Source organism: Pseudomonas sp. 30_B (assembly GCF_017491605.1).
Lineage (GTDB): Bacteria > Pseudomonadota > Gammaproteobacteria > Pseudomonadales > Pseudomonadaceae > Pseudomonas.
Window position 1 is genome coordinate 57,771 of sequence record NZ_JAFGYY010000004.1, and the last position, 15,619, is coordinate 73,389.

At 65.5% G+C, this 15,619-nt stretch carries 14 protein-coding genes; 8 read left to right on the forward strand and 6 right to left on the reverse strand.

The annotated features are described in order from the left end of the window. Positions 1-74: 74 nt before the first annotated feature. On the reverse strand, positions 75-821 hold the full coding sequence (locus J5M67_RS05435; RefSeq protein WP_207884299.1) for an SDR family oxidoreductase: 747 nt from the start codon (positions 819-821) through the stop codon (positions 75-77). Between the two features lie 147 nt (positions 822-968). Between J5M67_RS05435 and J5M67_RS05440 the strand changes: the two genes are divergently transcribed. After that, the gene (locus J5M67_RS05440) at positions 969-1,415 is read left to right on the forward strand and encodes an Hsp20 family protein (protein ID WP_207884300.1); all 447 of its coding nucleotides are present in this window, start codon (positions 969-971) and stop codon (positions 1,413-1,415) included. Between the two features lie 98 nt (positions 1,416-1,513). On the opposite strand, the gene J5M67_RS05445 is transcribed toward J5M67_RS05440, so the two are convergent. From J5M67_RS05445 to J5M67_RS05455, 3 genes are read right to left on the reverse strand one after another with little or no spacing between them, the layout of a single operon-like run. Beyond that, complete coding sequence (locus J5M67_RS05445) at positions 1,514-2,581, reverse strand: hypothetical protein (protein ID WP_207884302.1); 1,068 nt, start codon at positions 2,579-2,581, stop codon at positions 1,514-1,516. Between the two features lie 60 nt (positions 2,582-2,641). Further along, positions 2,642-3,016: a RidA family protein gene (locus J5M67_RS05450; RefSeq protein ID WP_207884304.1), complete on the reverse strand. Its 375-nt coding sequence runs from the start codon at positions 3,014-3,016 to the stop codon at positions 2,642-2,644. 20 nt (positions 3,017-3,036) lie between these two features. Beyond that, positions 3,037-4,149 carry an FAD-binding oxidoreductase gene (locus tag J5M67_RS05455; RefSeq protein ID WP_207884306.1) on the reverse strand — a complete coding sequence of 371 codons (1,113 nt, stop codon included), beginning with the start codon at positions 4,147-4,149 and terminating at the stop codon, positions 3,037-3,039. Between the two features lie 110 nt (positions 4,150-4,259). On the opposite strand from J5M67_RS05455, the gene J5M67_RS05460 reads away from it, so the two are divergent. Further along, positions 4,260-4,883 carry a helix-turn-helix domain-containing protein gene (locus tag J5M67_RS05460; protein WP_207884307.1) on the forward strand — a complete coding sequence of 208 codons (624 nt, stop codon included), beginning with the start codon at positions 4,260-4,262 and terminating at the stop codon, positions 4,881-4,883. Positions 4,884-4,897: 14 nt separating this feature from the next. Here J5M67_RS05460 and J5M67_RS05465 read toward each other — a convergent pair whose 3' ends face one another. Together J5M67_RS05465 and J5M67_RS05470 are read right to left on the reverse strand one after the other, a co-directional pair. Further along, positions 4,898-7,762, reverse strand: a complete 2,865-nt coding sequence (locus J5M67_RS05465; protein WP_207884308.1) for an EAL domain-containing protein — start codon at positions 7,760-7,762, stop codon at positions 4,898-4,900. Between the two features lie 109 nt (positions 7,763-7,871). After that, a complete protein-coding gene (locus J5M67_RS05470) occupies positions 7,872-8,765 on the reverse strand; it encodes a LysR family transcriptional regulator (RefSeq protein WP_207884309.1) in 894 nt (297 codons plus the stop codon). A 166-nt stretch (positions 8,766-8,931) separates the two neighbouring features. On the opposite strand from J5M67_RS05470, the gene leuC reads away from it, so the two are divergent. The 6 genes from leuC to J5M67_RS05500 all read left to right on the forward strand — a co-directional run bounded on the left by leuC (position 8,932) and on the right by J5M67_RS05500 (position 15,609). Continuing rightward, a complete protein-coding gene (leuC, locus tag J5M67_RS05475; RefSeq protein ID WP_207884310.1) occupies positions 8,932-10,359 on the forward strand; it encodes a 3-isopropylmalate dehydratase large subunit in 1,428 nt (475 codons plus the stop codon). Between the two features lie 12 nt (positions 10,360-10,371). Further along, positions 10,372-11,016, forward strand: a complete 645-nt coding sequence (gene leuD, locus J5M67_RS05480) for a 3-isopropylmalate dehydratase small subunit (protein WP_207884311.1) — start codon at positions 10,372-10,374, stop codon at positions 11,014-11,016. A gap of 32 nt (positions 11,017-11,048) precedes the next feature. Next, entirely contained in the window at positions 11,049-11,813 is a 765-nt protein-coding gene (locus J5M67_RS05485) for a class I SAM-dependent methyltransferase (protein ID WP_207884312.1), read from the forward strand. A gap of 71 nt (positions 11,814-11,884) precedes the next feature. After that, positions 11,885-12,967, forward strand: a complete 1,083-nt coding sequence (gene leuB, locus J5M67_RS05490; RefSeq protein ID WP_207884313.1) for a 3-isopropylmalate dehydrogenase — start codon at positions 11,885-11,887, stop codon at positions 12,965-12,967. Between the two features lie 79 nt (positions 12,968-13,046). After that, the gene (gene asd / locus J5M67_RS05495; RefSeq protein ID WP_207884314.1) at positions 13,047-14,159 is read left to right on the forward strand and encodes an aspartate-semialdehyde dehydrogenase; all 1,113 of its coding nucleotides are present in this window, start codon (positions 13,047-13,049) and stop codon (positions 14,157-14,159) included. A gap of 262 nt (positions 14,160-14,421) precedes the next feature. Beyond that, entirely contained in the window at positions 14,422-15,609 is a 1,188-nt protein-coding gene (locus J5M67_RS05500; RefSeq protein WP_207884315.1) for a FimV family protein, read from the forward strand. Positions 15,610-15,619 lie beyond the last annotated feature (10 nt).

The following is a 15,619-nucleotide window of genomic DNA, read 5'->3' on the forward strand; positions in this document are numbered from 1 at the left end:
TCACCCCGAATCGCCGTCGTTGGGCGGTTCGCGAGCAAGCTCGCTCCTACAAAAGCGTGCGTCACGATTTTGAATCAGCGTCCGCCGCTGACATCGATGAAGCTGCCGGTGCTGTAGCTGGACTCATCCGAGGCGAGGAACAGGATCGCCCGCGCCACTTCCTCTGCCTCGCCGCCCCGGCCCAGGGGAATCGCCGATTGCAGTCGCTCCACGCGCCCCGGCTCGCCGCCGCTGGCGTGTATTTCCGTCCTGATCAGCCCCGGCCGCACGGCATTGACGCGGATGTCTTCGCTCGCCACTTCCTTGGCCAGGCCGACGGTCAGGCTGTCCACCGCGCCCTTGGCTGCCGCGTAGTCGATGTACTCGTTGGGCGAGCCCAGGCGCGAGGCCATGGACGAGACGTTGACGATGCTCCCGCCGCTGCCGCCATGCGTGCGCGCCATGCGCTTCACCGCCTCGCGGCAGCAGAGGAAGGTGCCGGTGACGTTCACCGCGAACACCCGCTGCAGGCGCGCCACATCCATGTCTTCCAGGCGCATCTGACGTTCCAGGATGCCGGCGTTGTTGACCAGCACGTCGAGGCGGCCGAAGGCGTCGTCCACCTCACGGAACAGTCGCAGCACGTCGTCCTCGTTCGCCACATCGGCGGCAAAGGCGCGGGCCTTTGCACCGGCCGCCGTGATCTGAGCGACCAACGCCTCGGCTGCTTCGCGCTCGCGGCGGTAGTTGATCGCCACGGTGAAGCCGCGTTCGGCGGCGAGCAGCGCGGTGGCGGCGCCAATGCCGCGGCTGGCGCCAGTGATCAGCATGACCTTGTTCATGGAAAAACGTCCTGTTGCGAAGGGGGCTTGAAATGGATTCTGCCGTCCCTATCTATGTTCCTGCGGGAAGCCGAAGACGGGTCCCGCACCGGAGTTCTGACATCAGGCTCCAGATCATACCTTGCTGAAATATTCAGGAGATTCGCCATGAGCAACGTCCTTTCCCTCGCCCCGCTGTTCCGCCAGTCCGTCGGTTTCGATCGTTTCAACGATCTGTTCGAGTCCGCCCTGCGCAGTGAAAGCGGCAGTTCCTATCCGCCCTACAACGTCGAGAAGCATGGTGACGATAACTACCGCATCGTCATCGCCGCCGCCGGACTGCAGGAGGAAGACCTGGAACTGCAAGTGGAGCGCGGCGTGCTGACCGTCAACGGCGGCAAGCGCGAAAAGGCTTCCGAGAGCGTCACCTACCTGCACCAGGGCATCGCCCAGCGTGCCTTCAAGCTGTCCTTCCGCCTGGCCGACCACATCGAGGTCCAGGGCGCGTCGCTGAAGAACGGCCTGCTGAGCATCGAACTGGTGCGCATCGTTCCGGAAGAAGCCAAGCCCAAGCGGATCGCCATCAACGGCCAGCGCCCGGCCATCGAAGGCTGAGCATCGCCTCGGCACTGACCGAGCCGTAGCCGCAAAGCAGAACGCCCGTCTCGCAAGAGACGGGCGTTTTCGTTTGCGCTTTTTTCCTGAGTGCAGGATCAGGCGCTCTGCCGCTCCGGCATCGGCGCCGAGCGATTGCGCCACCAGGCGATGACGATGGCCACCATCAGCACGAAGCCCAGGTAGCCCATGATCGGGTAGACGATCCCCACCAGCTTGACGAAGCCGACCTGGCTACCGATGAACGCGAGTACCACCGCGGCCACTGCAGCGACGCGGAACGGCATGCCATAGGCGGCGCAACGCGCGGCCAGGGTGTAGGCGAAGCCGCTGGTGGTGCAGTACAGCTTCACCAGCAGCAGTGCGAGCATCACGTCGCCGAACCCGGGGGCGATCTGGTTGCTCAGCAGCAGGGTGGGGATGGCGCTGCCGCCGATCACGTCGATCTGCACCAGCATCACCAGGGCCATGACCAGGATCAGCACGCCGACGCCAGCCCCGCCGATCACGCCGCCCAGCCCTGCCTTGCGCAGGTGCGGCACGCTGCTGCCCATCACCACCACGGCAGCCGCGGTGGCGGCGACGTTGTAGGAGACATAGAGGAAGGCGCTGAGCAGCCAGTTGGGCGCCGGGTGCGGCAGGGCGAGGGCGATCTGTTCCAGCTCGGCCAGCGGCTTGTGGATGTGCGTCAGGGCATAGATGGCGATGATCGCCACGATGATCATCAGCACCGGGGTGATCAGGCTCATCAGGGTGATCACCCGCTTCAGGCCCAGACACACGGTGATGATGGTCAGCACGCCCAGCACGATGCCGCCGATATTGTGGCCGATGCCCAGTTGCTGCTCGAAGGAGGAGTTGGCGCCGGCGAACATGACCACCATGGTGCCGAACAGGAAGAAGGTCAGCATCAGGTCGACGACGCGGCCCAGCGGCTTGCCGCAGATGAACTCCATGGCTTCCTTGTGCGACTGGGTCTGCAGGCGGCTGCCGATCTGGTAGAGGTTCATCAGCAGGAAGGCGAACAGCGCCAGTGCCACCACTGCGCCGGCCAGGCCCATGATGCCGAAGCTGCCGAAGAACTGGAGAATTTCCTGGCCCGAGGCGAAACCGACGCCGACCACCAGGCCTATGTAGGCACCACCGAGCTTGAGACTGGTTTTCATGATCGAAACCCTATTGTTGTTATGGGGGTGGCCCCGCCTGTGACGAGGCCGGAGGAAGGATCACGCTGCGCCGACGAACGCCTGGACTTCCACTTCGACGTCCACGCCCAGCGCCAGGGCAGAGGCCACGCAGGAACGCACCGGCAGGCCCTGCTCGAAGTAGCGCTTGTAGACCTCGTTGAAGCCGGCGAAATGCGCCATGTCCGACAGCCACACGGTGGCCTTCACCACCTGGGAGTAGTTCGCGCCGCAGGCTTCCAGGCTCTCGGCGATGCGGGTCATCACCGCTTCGGTCTGGGTCTGGATGTCGCCCTTTACCACCTGGCCATCGGCGGTCATCGGGATCTGCCCGGAAAGGAACAGGAAACCGCCGGCCTTGACGGCGCGGGAAAAGGGGAAGGGCAGGGTGCTGGGATAACGCTGGATATCGCTCATGGGAGTGCCTCCGGTGGGACTCAACGCAAGCGCGCCGGGCTCAGGCGCAGGGGATCCACGCCTTCCTGGCGCAGGGATTCGGGAAGCGGTTGGCCGAGCAGCAGCGACTGTGCCAGGCGCGATACGCCATCGGCCGACTGGATGCCATAGCCGCCCTGGGCGGCCAGCCAGAAGAACGCCGGGTTCTGTTCGTCATGGCCGATCACCAGGTCGCCGTCGGCAACGAAGGAGCGCAGGCCGGCCCAGCTGTGGCTGGGGCGACGGATCGTCAGGGTGGTGTGCTCTTCGATGTGGTATACGCCCAGGGCGATGTCCAGCTCTTCGGGCTGCACGTCCTGCGCCTGTACCGGGTCGGCGTTGGCGGGCGAGCCGAGCAGCTGGCCGGCGTCGGGCTTGAAGTAGAAGCTCTCGTCGATGCCGATCACCGTCGGCCAGCGGCTGATGTCCACGCCGTCCGGGACCGGGAAGGTGAAGGCGGTGCGGCGGCAGGGCTGCAGGCCGACCGGCCGGATGCCGCAGCGTTCGGCCACGTGATCGGCCCAGGCGCCTGCGGCGTTCACCAGTTGCCCGGCCTGCACGGTCTCGCCCTGGCTGAGCTCCAGCGTCCACAGGCCGTCTTCGTGCCGGGCCGACAGCAGCTCGCGGTTGCAGCGCAATTCGCCATCGCGCTGCCGCAGGCCACGCAGGTAGCCCTGGTGCAGTGCGTGCACATCGAGATCGCGTGCATCGGGTTCGTACAGCGCACCGGCGATGGCGTCGGCGCGCAGGTACGGGAGGAATTCCAGCGCCTGTTCGGTGCTGATGCGCTGCACGCCGGGTGTGGCTTCTGCCTGTTTGAGCAGGTTGACCTGCTCCGGACCGCCGACATACAGGCAGCCGCGCGGGGTGAGGATCGGGTGCTCGCTGAAACCGGCCGGCGGGTTTTCGTAGAAGGCCCGGCTGGCGCGAGTCAGCGCCTGGATCTGCGGGGTGCCGTAAGCCTCCATGAACATGGCGGCGGAGCGTCCGGTGGAGTGGTAGCCGGGCTGCTCTTCGCGCTCCAGCACCAGTACCCGATGGGTTTCGCTCAGCCGGTAGGCGAGGGATGCGCCAGCGATGCCGGCGCCGATGATGACGATGTCGAATGGATTCACGGCAAGGACCTTCTGCAGGTTTTCTCTTATGTGAGAAATCTAAGATATGAGAATTTTTGCGGCCAAGGCAAGGCCCGGTAAACTTTCCGCATTCACTTTCGAGATGTCTCATGAGCGAAACCGCCCAAGCCCAGCCCAAGCCGCAGCAACTGGATCGGAACGAAGTCGGCGCGCGCCTGAGGGCGGTGCGCAAGCAACGGAAACTGACCTTGAAGCAGCTCTCCGACCTGTCTGGCGTGGCGGTTTCCACGCTGTCGAAGATGGAGCTGGCACAGGTCGCGGTGAGCTATGACAAGCTGGCGGCGGCGGCCCGCGCGCTGCAGGTGGATATCGCCCAGTTGTTCCGCCCGCAACCGTCGGTCGGCGCCCAGTCCGGGCTGAAAACCTTCGTGAAGACCCGCGTCGATGAGGCCGCCGGCTACGACACCGGGGGCTATGAGTACTATCCGATCGCCGGTGACTTCCCGCAGCGCAGCATGACTCCGCTGTACGCGCGCATCTTCGCCCGCGAAGTGGGGGAGTTCGACGATTTCGTCCGTCATCCCGGCCAGGAATTCGCCCTGGTGGTGTCCGGACGCGTGCGCATCCAGTTCGAGACGGGCGAGTCGGTGAGCATCGGCCCGCGTGAGACGGCTTACTTCGACAGCAGCGTCGGCCACCTCTACCTGAATGACGGTGAGGCGGATGAGGCGCAGGTGATGGTGGTGATGTCGGAGTTGCGCCCGGCCGGCTGACCGGGCGCAGCGCCTCAGGAGAAGCGGGGTGGCAGCAGGTCGATGAAGGCTTCCAGCGGCACCGGCCGGCTGAACAGGTAGCCCTGGTACAGGTGGCAACCCTGTTCTTCCAGCAGGGCCAGCTGCTCCGGGGTTTCCACACCTTCGGCGATCAGTTCCAGGCCCAGGCTGTGGCCCATGGCGATGATGGCGCGGACGATTTCGGCGTCGTTGCTGTCGTTTGGCGCATCGCGCACGAAACTCTGGTCGATCTTCAGGCTGTCCACTGGCAGGCGCTTCAAGTAGGTGAGCGAGGAGTAGCCGGTGCCGAAATCGTCCATGGCGAAGCGCACGCCAGCTTCGCGCAGGCGCTGCATGCGCGCGATGGTGTCTTCCAGTTGCTGGATGACTATCCCTTCGGTGATCTCCAGCTTCAGCAGGCGCGCGGGCAGCTTGGCCCTGTGCAGGCTGTCGAGGACACGCTCGACGAAATCGTTCTGGCGGAACTGCCGGGGGCTGATGTTGACGCTGAGGCAGAAGTCCTCGGGGTCTATCCGTCCTTCGGCGAGCAGGCGTGCACAGGTGCGGCAGGCTTCCTCGATGACCCAGCGGCCCACTTCGACGATCAGCCCGCTGTCTTCCAGTACGCGGATGAAGCTGGCCGGCGATTGCGGGCCTTGCGTCGGGTGTTCCCAGCGCAACAGGGCTTCGGCGCCGACGATGTGCGCGCCGCGGGAGTCGATCTGCGGCTGGTAGTGCAGGCTGAATTCACGGCGAGCGATGGCCATGCGCAGGCCGCTTTCCAGGCGCAGGCGCTCGCTGGCGGCCTTCTGCATGGAGGCGTGGAACAGCTGCACGGTGTTGCGGCCGGCGTCCTTGGCGCGGTACATGGCGATGTCCGCGCGCTTGAGCAGGTCTTCGGGGGTCGCGCCGTCGTCGGGTATCAGGGCGATGCCGATGCTCGGGGTGATCTGCAGGCGGTGGCCGTCCAGCAGCATGGGCTCGGCCAGCAGGTCGCGCAGCTTTTCGGCGAGCTGGCGCACGCGGCGTGCGGTCTCCAGACGGCTGCCGTCGATGCCGGTCAGCAGGATCACGAATTCGTCGCCGCCCAGCCGGGCCACCGTGTCTTCCTGGCGCACGCTGGCTTCCAGGCGCGCGGTGACCATCTGCAGGATGGCATCGCCCACCGAGTGTCCCAGTGAATCGTTGATGTGCTTGAAGTGGTCCAGGTCGAGGAACAGCAGCGCGCCGCGCAGCGCGTGGCGTTGCAGCAGGGCGATCTGCTGCTTGAGGCGGTCCATCAGCAGGGCGCGGTTGGGCAGGTCGGTCAGGGCGTCGTGGTAGGCGAGGTGCTGGATGCGTGCTTCCGCCTCGCGCAGTTCGCTGGTGTCGCGGGCGGTCAGCAGCAGGCAGGGGGTCCCGCCCAGGTCGATGGGTTCGACCGAGACATCCACCGTTTTGATCTGGCCGTCGCGATGCCGGCCGCGCATTTCCATGTGATGTACATAGCCATCGCGGTCGAGTGCCGCCAGCAGCTTGGTCCGCTCCTCCGGATCACCCCAGATGTTGAGTTCCACCGACGTACGTCCGGTGACCTCGTCGGGGCGGAAGCCGGTCAGGCGATGGAAGCCTTCGTTGACTTCGATGTAGCGGCCGCTGTTGCGCTCGGTGATGGTGATGGCGTCGGGGCTGGAGTGGAACGCCTTGTAGAATTTCTCCTGGCTGGCCTTCAGCTCCGCCTCTGCCTGCAGGCGGCCAGTGACGTCGCGGAAGGTGGAGAGGATGCACAGCTGGCGATCGACCCAGATCAGTCGGCTGGCGACCATGCAGGTGATGGGTCGGCCCTCGCGGGTGAGGAACTGCACCTCGATGTTCTGCAGCGAGTGGTCGCGCATCAGTTGCTCGAACAGCCGCTCGCGAAGCTGGTTGTCCGCCCAGAAGGCGATCAGGTGCGACGACTGGCCGATGATTTCCTCGGCCCGCCAGCCGAAGGTGCTGCAGAAGCTCGGGTTGATCTCGATGAACTCGCCGTCGCGCACCCGCGTCACGCAGATCGGGTCGGGGCTGCCCTGGAACAGGCTGGCGAACTTTTCCTCGGAGGCTTCCAGGTTGCGTTCGCGCACCACCTGCTCGGTGATGTCGAGCAGGGTGCCGGCCATGCGCAGTGGCTTGCCGTCGGCGTTGCGGTAGAGCCGGGCGCGGCTCTCCAGGTAGCGCACCTCGCCGGATTTGAGCTGGGCGCGGTAGGTGAACTGGTAGTCGTTGTCCGGTCCCTTGGCCAGGCGCGCGTAGGCCTGGCGCATGCGCCGGCGGTCGGCGTCGTCGACGCAGGCGAAGAACTCGCCGAAGGGGCCATGGAAGTCCCGCGCCGGCAGTTCGTGGAGTTCGGCGGCGCGGGGGGAGCCGTAGATCCTCCCGGAGGAAATGTCCCAGTCCCAGATGCCCAGCTGCGCGGAGTCCAGCGCCAGGTCGAGACGCTCCTGGCTGTCGCGCAGGGCCTGTTCCTGGGCGCGCAGGCGGGTGATGTCACGGATGGTGAGGACCAGGCAGATATGGCCCTGCAGTTCGATCTGGCAGCCGTAGACACGGGCGCTGCGTTCTTCGCCCTCGCGGGTGAGGAGGGTGACTTCGAAACCGTCGATGCGCTGCTCGGCATCGATGGTATCGAGCATCCGCTGGCGTTCGTCCAGGCTGCGCCAGATGCCCAGTTGCAGGGAGGTCTGGCCGATGGCCTCGTCGCGGCTCCAGCCGAAGCGCTCGGTGAAGCTGGCGTTGATCTCGCGGAAGCGCCCGCTGTCCCGGTCGGTGATGACCATGGCGTCGGGGCCGGTATGGAAAGCCTTGGCGTACTGGTCCTGGCCTTCGGATTCGGGCGCGGAGAAGGAGGCGTGTCGGGTCATGCATCGCTCTCCGACAATAAGCCGATTCCGCCCGGGAGGCGGTGGCGAAGTGGCGTGCGGACGGGCATTCGGGCCCCTTGTTCTTCTAGTTATGCCAGAACAATAGAGGCTAGGCCGCGGCAGGTGCAAGCCCGGCCGCCTGGGCGTCGAGCAGGCGCATGAAGGCCCGCGCGGCGTTGGACAGCGTGCGCTCGGTATGCAGGATGTAGCCCAGCTGGCGGCTGAGCTGGATGTCCTGCAGCGGCAGGCGGACCACGCTGTCGTCGAGCATGGTGCGCGGCAGGACGCTCCAGGCCAGGCCGATGGAGACCATCATCTTGATGGTCTCCATGTAGTTGGTGCTCATGCCGATGTTCGGCGTCAGGCCCTCGGCCTCGAACATGCGCCGCACGATGTGGTGGGTGAAGGTGTTGCCGCCGGGGAACACCGCCGGGTGTCGCGCCACGTCGGCGAGGAATACCGGACCCTGCACCGACAGCGGGTGCTCGGGGGCGGCGACGAAGTCCAGCGGGTCGTCCCACACCGGCACGGCGCGCACCGGTTCGGCGGTTTCCGGGGCGAGGGTGATCACCGCCAGCTCGGCGCGGCCATGCAGGATCTCTTCATAGGCGACTTCCGAATCGCAGAACTGGATGTCCAGCGCCACCTGCGGATGGGCCTTGGTGAAGGCCCGCAGCAGCGGCGGCAGGCGGTGCAGGCCGATGTGGTGACTGGTGGCCAGGACCAGGCGGCCACTCACCTCGCCGTTGAGGTTGGTCAGGGCGCGGCGGGTGTCGTCCAGTACATTGAGTATCTGGTAGGCCCGCGGCAGCAGGGCGCGGCCGGATTCGGTCAGGGTGACCTCGCGGCCGACACGGTCGAACAGGCGCACGCCCAGCTGGTTTTCCAGGGCGGCGATGCGCTTGCTGATGGCGGGCTGCGTCAGGTGCAGGCGCTCGCCGGCTTCGGAGAAGCTGCCGGATTCGGCAATGGCGAGGAAGGTGTTGAGGCTGGTCAGGTCCATGTCGACTCCCTGCGCTCTGGAAGCGGCGCCTGACTTTTATAACGCACCGTATTCCTTGTGGGAATCCTTCGGATAAAAAATATGAATTTGAGTTATTCGTCGCCATTCCATAGCATCATCCCCACAAGCCCGAGGGGCATAGAAATACGCTGATGAGGATTCTCTGATGGCCGGCAAGACGCTCTACGACAAACTCTGGGAAATGCACGAGGTGAAGCGCCGTGACGATGGTTCGTCGCTCATCTATATCGATCGCCACATCCTCCACGAAGTGACCTCCCCGCAGGCCTTCGAAGGCCTGCGCCTGGCCGGCCGCAAGCCGTGGCGCATCGACGCGAACATCGCGACCCCGGACCACAACGTGCCGACTACCCAGGCCGAGCGCAAGGGCGGCATCGACGCCATTGCCGACGAAGTGTCGCGCATCCAGGTGATGACCCTGGACGAGAACTGCGATGACTTCGGCATCCTCGAATTCAAGATGAACGACGTCCGCCAGGGCATCGTCCACGTGGTCGGCCCGGAGCAGGGCGCGACTCTGCCGGGAATGACCGTGGTCTGCGGCGACTCGCACACCTCGACCCACGGCGCCTTTGGCGCGCTGGCCCATGGCATCGGCACCTCCGAGGTGGAGCACGTGCTCGCCACCCAGTGCCTGGTCGCCAAGAAGATGAAGAACATGCAGGTCCGCGTGGAAGGCAAACTGCCCTTCGGCGTGACCGCCAAGGACATCGTCCTCGCGGTGATCGGCAAGATCGGCACCGCGGGCGGCAACGGCCATGCCCTGGAGTTCGCCGGCAGCGCCATCCGCGACCTGTCCATGGAAGGCCGCATGACTATCTGCAACATGTCCATCGAAGCGGGCGCCCGCGTCGGCATGGTGGCGTGCGACGAGAAGACCATCGAATACGTGAAGGGCCGTCCTTTCGCGCCGCAAGGCAGCGACTGGGACAAGGCCGTGGAAGCCTGGAGCGACCTGGTTTCCGACGCCGATGCGCATTTCGACACTATCGTCGAGCTGCGTGCCGAGGACATCAAGCCGCAGGTCAGCTGGGGTACTTCCCCGGAGATGGTCCTGGCCGTCGACCAGAATGTGCCGGACCCGGCCGTGGAAGCCGACCCGGTCAAGCGCGATTCCATCGTCCGCGCACTGAAGTACATGGGCCTGAACGCCAACCAGGCGATCACCGACATCCAGCTGGACCGCGTGTTCATCGGTTCCTGCACCAACTCGCGCATCGAAGACCTGCGCGCCGCCGCCGCCGTGGCCAAGGGCCGCAAGGTCGCTTCCACCGTCAAGCAGGCGCTGGTCGTGCCGGGCTCGGGCCTGGTGAAAGCCCAGGCCGAACAGGAAGGCCTGGACAAGATCTTCATCGAAGCCGGCTTCGAATGGCGTGAGCCGGGTTGCTCCATGTGCCTGGCGATGAACCCGGATCGCCTGGAGAGCGGCGAGCATTGCGCTTCCACCTCCAACCGTAACTTCGAAGGCCGCCAGGGCGCGGGTGGTCGTACCCACCTGGTGAGCCCGGCAATGGCCGCCGCGGCTGCCGTGACCGGTCGTTTCATCGACGTACGTGAATTGATGCAGGCCTGAGGAGACCTATAAATGAAAGCCTTTACTCAGCACACCGGCCTCGTCGCGCCGCTCGACCGCGCCAACGTCGACACCGACCAGATCATCCCCAAGCAATTCCTCAAGTCGATCAAGCGCACCGGCTTCGGCCCGAACCTGTTCGACGAATGGCGCTACCTCGACGTCGGCCAGCCGAACCAGGACAACTCCAAGCGCCCGGTGAACCAGGACTTCGTCCTCAACTTCCCGCGCTACCAGGGCGCCAGCGTGCTCCTGGCCCGCGAGAACTTCGGCTGCGGCTCCTCCCGCGAGCACGCGCCGTGGGCGCTGGACGAGTACGGCTTCCGCGCCGTGATCGCGCCGAGCTTCGCCGACATCTTCTTCAACAACAGCTTCAAGAACGGCCTGCTGCCGATCATCCTGAAAGATGAAGAGATGGACGAGCTGTTTGCCCAGTGCGAAGCCACCGAGGGTTACCAGCTGACCGTCGACCTCGCCGCGCAAACCGTCACCCGTCCGGACGGCAAGCAGTACAGCTTCGAAGTGGACGCGTTCCGCAAGCACTGCCTGCTCAACGGCCTGGATGACATCGGCCTGACCCTGCAGGACGCCGACGCCATCCGCAGTTTCGAAGCCGGCTACAAGAAGAACCAGCCCTGGTTGTTCCGCGACGCCTGATTGGCGTCGCATCACCCATCAAGGAGAGCACCATGACCGAGAGTCGCCACGAGCACGTGGTCCAGCGCCAGTTCGGCGCCCAGGCCAACGCTTACCTGACCAGTGCCGTACACGCCCAGGGCGAGGAATTCGCCCAACTGCGCGAGCGACTGTCGGCGACCACCGGTGCCCGTGTGCTGGACCTGGGTTGCGGGGCAGGGCACGTGAGCTTCAATGTCGCGCCGCTGGCCGGCGAGGTGGTGGCTTATGACCTGTCCCAGCAGATGCTCGACGTGGTGGCCTCGGCCGCCGCCGAGCGTGGCCTGGGCAACATCTCCACCCGCTGTGGCGCTGCCGAGCAATTGCCGTTCGCGGATGGCGAGTTCGACTTCGTCTTCAGCCGCTATTCTGCGCACCACTGGCGGGACGTCGGCCAGGCGCTGCGCGAAGTGCGCCGGGTGCTCAAGCCGGGTGGCGTGGCCTGCTTCATCGATGTGGCGGCGCCGGGCTTGCCTCTGCTGGACACCCATCTGCAGACTGTCGAAGTCCTGCGCGACACCAGTCATGTGCGTGACTACTCCCCGTCGGAGTGGGCGCGTCTGGTCGGCGAGGCGGGGCTTGCGGTCACCGCTGCCAAATGCCAGCGCCTGCGCCTGGAGTTCACCTCCTGGGTCGAGCGCATGCGCACCCCCGAAGTGATGCGCCAGGCCATTCGTGCCCTGCAGCTTTCGGTGGGCGATGAGGTGCGCGAGTATTTCGAGATCGACGCCGAGGGCTCCTTCAGCACCGACGTGCTGGTGCTCTGGGCGGAGCGCTGAACACTTTCTTGAGCGCTCCGGGTGGTGCGAGCCGCCCGGGGCGATACGTTATTTGCCAAAGGATATAAGCGATGAGCAAACAGATTCTGGTTCTGCCCGGCGACGGTATCGGCCCGGAGATCATGGCCGAGGCGATCAAGGTCCTGGAGCTGGCCAGCGACAAGTTCCAGCTGGGCTTCGAACTGACCCACGACGACCTGGGTGGCGCCGCCATCGACAAGTACGGCGTGCCGCTGGCCGACGAGACCCTGGAGCGCGCGCGCAAGTCCGACGCCATCCTGCTGGGCGCCGTGGGCGGCCCGAAGTGGGACAAGATCGAGCGTGACATCCGCCCCGAGCGCGGCCTGCTCAAGCTCCGTTCGCAACTGGGCCTGTTCGGCAACCTGCGCCCGGCCATCCTCTATCCGCAACTGGCTGGCGCTTCCAGCCTGAAGCCGGAAGTGGTTGCCGGCCTGGACATCCTGATCGTCCGCGAACTGACCGGCGGCATCTACTTCGGCTCGCCCCGCGAGCAGCGCGTGCTGGAGAACGGCGAGCGCCAGGCGTACGACACCCTGCCGTACAGCGAGAGCGAAATCCGCCGCATCGCCCGTGTCGGCTTCGACATGGCCAGCGTGCGTGGCAAGAAACTGTGCTCGGTGGACAAGGCCAACGTTCTGGCCTCCAGCCAGCTGTGGCGTGAAGTGGTCGAGGAGGTCGCCAAGGACTACCCGGACGTCGAGCTGTCGCACATGTACGTCGACAATGCCGCCATGCAGCTGGTCCGCGCGCCCAAGCAGTTCGACGTGATGGTCACCGACAACATGTTCGGCGACATCCTGTCGGATGAGGCTTCCATGCTCACCGGCTCCATCGGCATGCTGCCTTCTGCATCTCTGGATTCGAACAACAAGGGCATGTACGAGCCGTGCCACGGTTCCGCACCGGACATCGCCGGCAAAGGCATCGCCAACCCGCTGGCGACCATCCTCTCGGTCTCGATGATGCTGCGTTACACCTTCAACGAGGGCGCCGCTGCCGACGCCATCGAGAAGGCTGTGAGCCTGGTCCTGGACCAGGGCCTGCGCACCGGCGACATCTGGTCCGAAGGCTGCACCAAGGTCGGTACCCGCGAAATGGGCGATGCGGTAGTCGCGGCTCTGCGGAATCTGTAATCTCTCCGGCTCGCTCGCTCCCGGCCCCTTGCAGGAAACGGGAGCGACGGCCCTCTAAATATTTGAAGGTGTAGTAGCGATGAAGCGTGTAGGTCTGATCGGTTGGCGTGGCATGGTCGGTTCGGTGCTCATGCAGCGGATGCTGGAAGAGCGGGACTTCGACCTGATCGAGCCGGTGTTCTTCACCACCTCCAACGTGGGTGGCGAAGGTCCGTCCATTGGCAAGGACATTGCCCCTCTGAAAGACGCCTACAGCATCGAGGAACTGAAAACCCTCGACGTCATCCTGACCTGCCAGGGCGGCGACTACACCAACGAAGTCTTCCCCAAGCTGCGCGAAGCGGGCTGGCAGGGTTACTGGATCGACGCCGCTTCCAGCCTGCGCATGCAGGATGACGCGGTGATCGTCCTCGACCCGGTGAACCGCAAGGTCATCGACCAGTCGCTGGACGCCGGCACCAAGAACTACATCGGCGGCAACTGCACCGTCAGCCTGATGCTGATGGCTCTGGGCGGCCTGTTCGAAGCCGGCCTGGTCGAGTGGATGAGCGCCATGACCTACCAGGCGGCCTCCGGCGCCGGCGCGCAGAACATGCGCGAGCTGATCAAGCAGATGGGTGCGATCAACGCCTCCGTTGCCGACGACCTGGCCAACCCGTCCAGCGCCATCCTCGACATCGACCGCAAGGTCGCCGAGGCCATCCGCAGCGACGCGATGCCGACCGAGAACTTCGGCGCACCGCTGGCTGGTAGCCTGATTCCGTGGATCGACAAGGAACTGCCCAATGGCCAGAGCCGCGAAGAGTGGAAAGGCCAGGCGGAAACCAACAAGATCCTCGGCCGCTTCAAGAGCCCGATCCCGGTGGACGGCATCTGCGTGCGCATCGGCGCCATGCGCTGCCACAGCCAGGCGCTGACCATCAAGCTGAACAAGGATGTGCCGATGGCCGACATCGAAGGCCTGATCAGCCAGCACAACCCCTGGGTCAAGCTGGTTCCCAATCAGCGCGAGATCAGCATGCGCGAACTGACTCCGGCGGCCGTCACCGGCACCCTGAACGTTCCGGTCGGCCGTCTGCGCAAGCTCAACATGGGCTCGCAGTACCTGGGCGCCTTCACCGTCGGCGACCAACTGCTTTGGGGGGCCGCCGAGCCGCTGCGCCGCATGCTGCGCATCCTGCTCGAACGTTGATCCGTTCGCTGTGATCCCCACGACGCCGGCCTTGTGCCGGCGTCGTGCTTTCTGCGGCAAGTGATCTTGCGCACAAAAACGTGCGAAGTTCGCGGTGTCAGCGGGGTTCTCCCTTGATTTCGCGGTGTTCTGTGACGGACCCGGAAAAGCAGCCTGATACCAGTCGCTATCCTCGCAGCCCAGGTTTCGGCGCGCCTTCTTCGCGCCGGCCAATCGGATACTTGCTGCGGGGGAGAGGATGTCTCGGATTCACGGATTCTTGTTGGCGGCGGCCATTGCCTCGGCCTTCCTGCCGGGCACGGCCGGTGCTCTGGAGCTGGGCGAGATTTCATCGCGGGCGGTCCTTGGGCAGACCCTGTCGGCGAACATCGAGCTGCGCGGCGTGGGCGACCTGAATGCGCAGGAGGTGGTGGTCAGCCTCGCCTCCCAACAGGACTTCGACCGCCTGGGTGTCGACCGCAGTCAGCTGGTGACCGGCCTGCGCTTCAGTTCGGACATCGGCAGGAATGGCCGTGGTGTCATCCATGTCACGTCGCAGCGCCCGATCCAGGAACCCTACGTCAACTTCGTGCTGCAGGTGGTGTGGCCGCAGGGGCGCCTGGTGCGTGAGTTCACGCTGCTGCTCGACCCGCCGAGCTACGTTGCAACGCCGGTGAACCCGCCAGCGGCCCTTGTAACCCGTCCGGTTACCGAGCCTGTCCGCCAGGCTGCGCCAGCGCCTGTAGCGCTGCCGTCAGTGGCATCGGCGCCGTCGGACAGCTATCGCATCCAGCGCAACGATGCCCTGTGGGATATCGCCTCGCGCAATCGCCCGTCCTCCAGCGTGTCGGTGATGCAGACCATGGCGGCGATCCAGCAGATGAATCCGGACGCCTTCGTCGATGGCAATGCCAACAGTCTGAAGGTTGGCCAGGTGCTGCGCCTGCCTGATGAGCAACAGGTGCGGGCGCGGAGTCATGCGCAGGCCGTGGCGCATATCGAGGCGCAGAACGGCGAATGGCGTGCACGCCGCCAGGTCGCCCTGCCACAAGCCCGGCAGATGGACGCGACGAAAAGAACCGAGGCGGGCGCTGCGCCCGTCAGCGCCGAGGCTCGCGATAACCTTCGCCTGGTGTCGGGGCGCGCGGCCAACCAGAAGGACAAGGCCGATGCCGAGCAGCTCGCCGTGCTGCAGGAAGGACTCGACAGCGCCCGCCGTGAAGGCGATGAAATGCGCAGCCGGATCGCCGACCTGCAGAGCCAGATGGAGAAGCTCAACAAGCTGGTCGAACTGAAGGACGCGCAGATCGCCAGCCTGATTGCTCGGCTGGCGGAGCAGGACCGGGCTGGGAAACCGGCCGGCGCCTCCGCGAAGGCTGCTCCGCCCGCGGCGCCGGGTGCGGCTCCCGCTCCAGTACAAGGTGAGTCCATCGTGGCTGCCCAGACTTCGGAAAGCACTCCGCACCCATAGTCCATCCTGC

Excerpts from the sequence above, each read along its gene's own strand:
- J5M67_RS05470 (WP_207884309.1), bottom strand. The coding sequence starts at position 8,765 with ATGGACCTGACCAGCCTCAACACCTTCCTCGCCATTGCCGAATCCGGC.
- leuD (WP_207884311.1), top strand. The coding sequence starts at position 10,372 with ATGAAAGCCTTTACTCAGCACACCGGCCTCGTCGCGCCGCTCGACCGC.
- asd (WP_207884314.1), top strand. The coding sequence starts at position 13,047 with ATGAAGCGTGTAGGTCTGATCGGTTGGCGTGGCATGGTCGGTTCGGTG.
- J5M67_RS05445 (WP_207884302.1), bottom strand. The coding sequence starts at position 2,581 with ATGAAAACCAGTCTCAAGCTCGGTGGTGCCTACATAGGCCTGGTGGTC.
- J5M67_RS05435 (WP_207884299.1), bottom strand. The coding sequence starts at position 821 with ATGAACAAGGTCATGCTGATCACTGGCGCCAGCCGCGGCATTGGCGCC.
- J5M67_RS05440 (WP_207884300.1), top strand. The coding sequence starts at position 969 with ATGAGCAACGTCCTTTCCCTCGCCCCGCTGTTCCGCCAGTCCGTCGGT.
- leuC (WP_207884310.1), top strand. The coding sequence starts at position 8,932 with ATGGCCGGCAAGACGCTCTACGACAAACTCTGGGAAATGCACGAGGTG.
- J5M67_RS05465 (WP_207884308.1), bottom strand. The coding sequence starts at position 7,762 with ATGACCCGACACGCCTCCTTCTCCGCGCCCGAATCCGAAGGCCAGGAC.
- J5M67_RS05460 (WP_207884307.1), top strand. The coding sequence starts at position 4,260 with ATGAGCGAAACCGCCCAAGCCCAGCCCAAGCCGCAGCAACTGGATCGG.
- J5M67_RS05485 (WP_207884312.1), top strand. The coding sequence starts at position 11,049 with ATGACCGAGAGTCGCCACGAGCACGTGGTCCAGCGCCAGTTCGGCGCC.
- leuB (WP_207884313.1), top strand. The coding sequence starts at position 11,885 with ATGAGCAAACAGATTCTGGTTCTGCCCGGCGACGGTATCGGCCCGGAG.
- J5M67_RS05450 (WP_207884304.1), bottom strand. The coding sequence starts at position 3,016 with ATGAGCGATATCCAGCGTTATCCCAGCACCCTGCCCTTCCCCTTTTCC.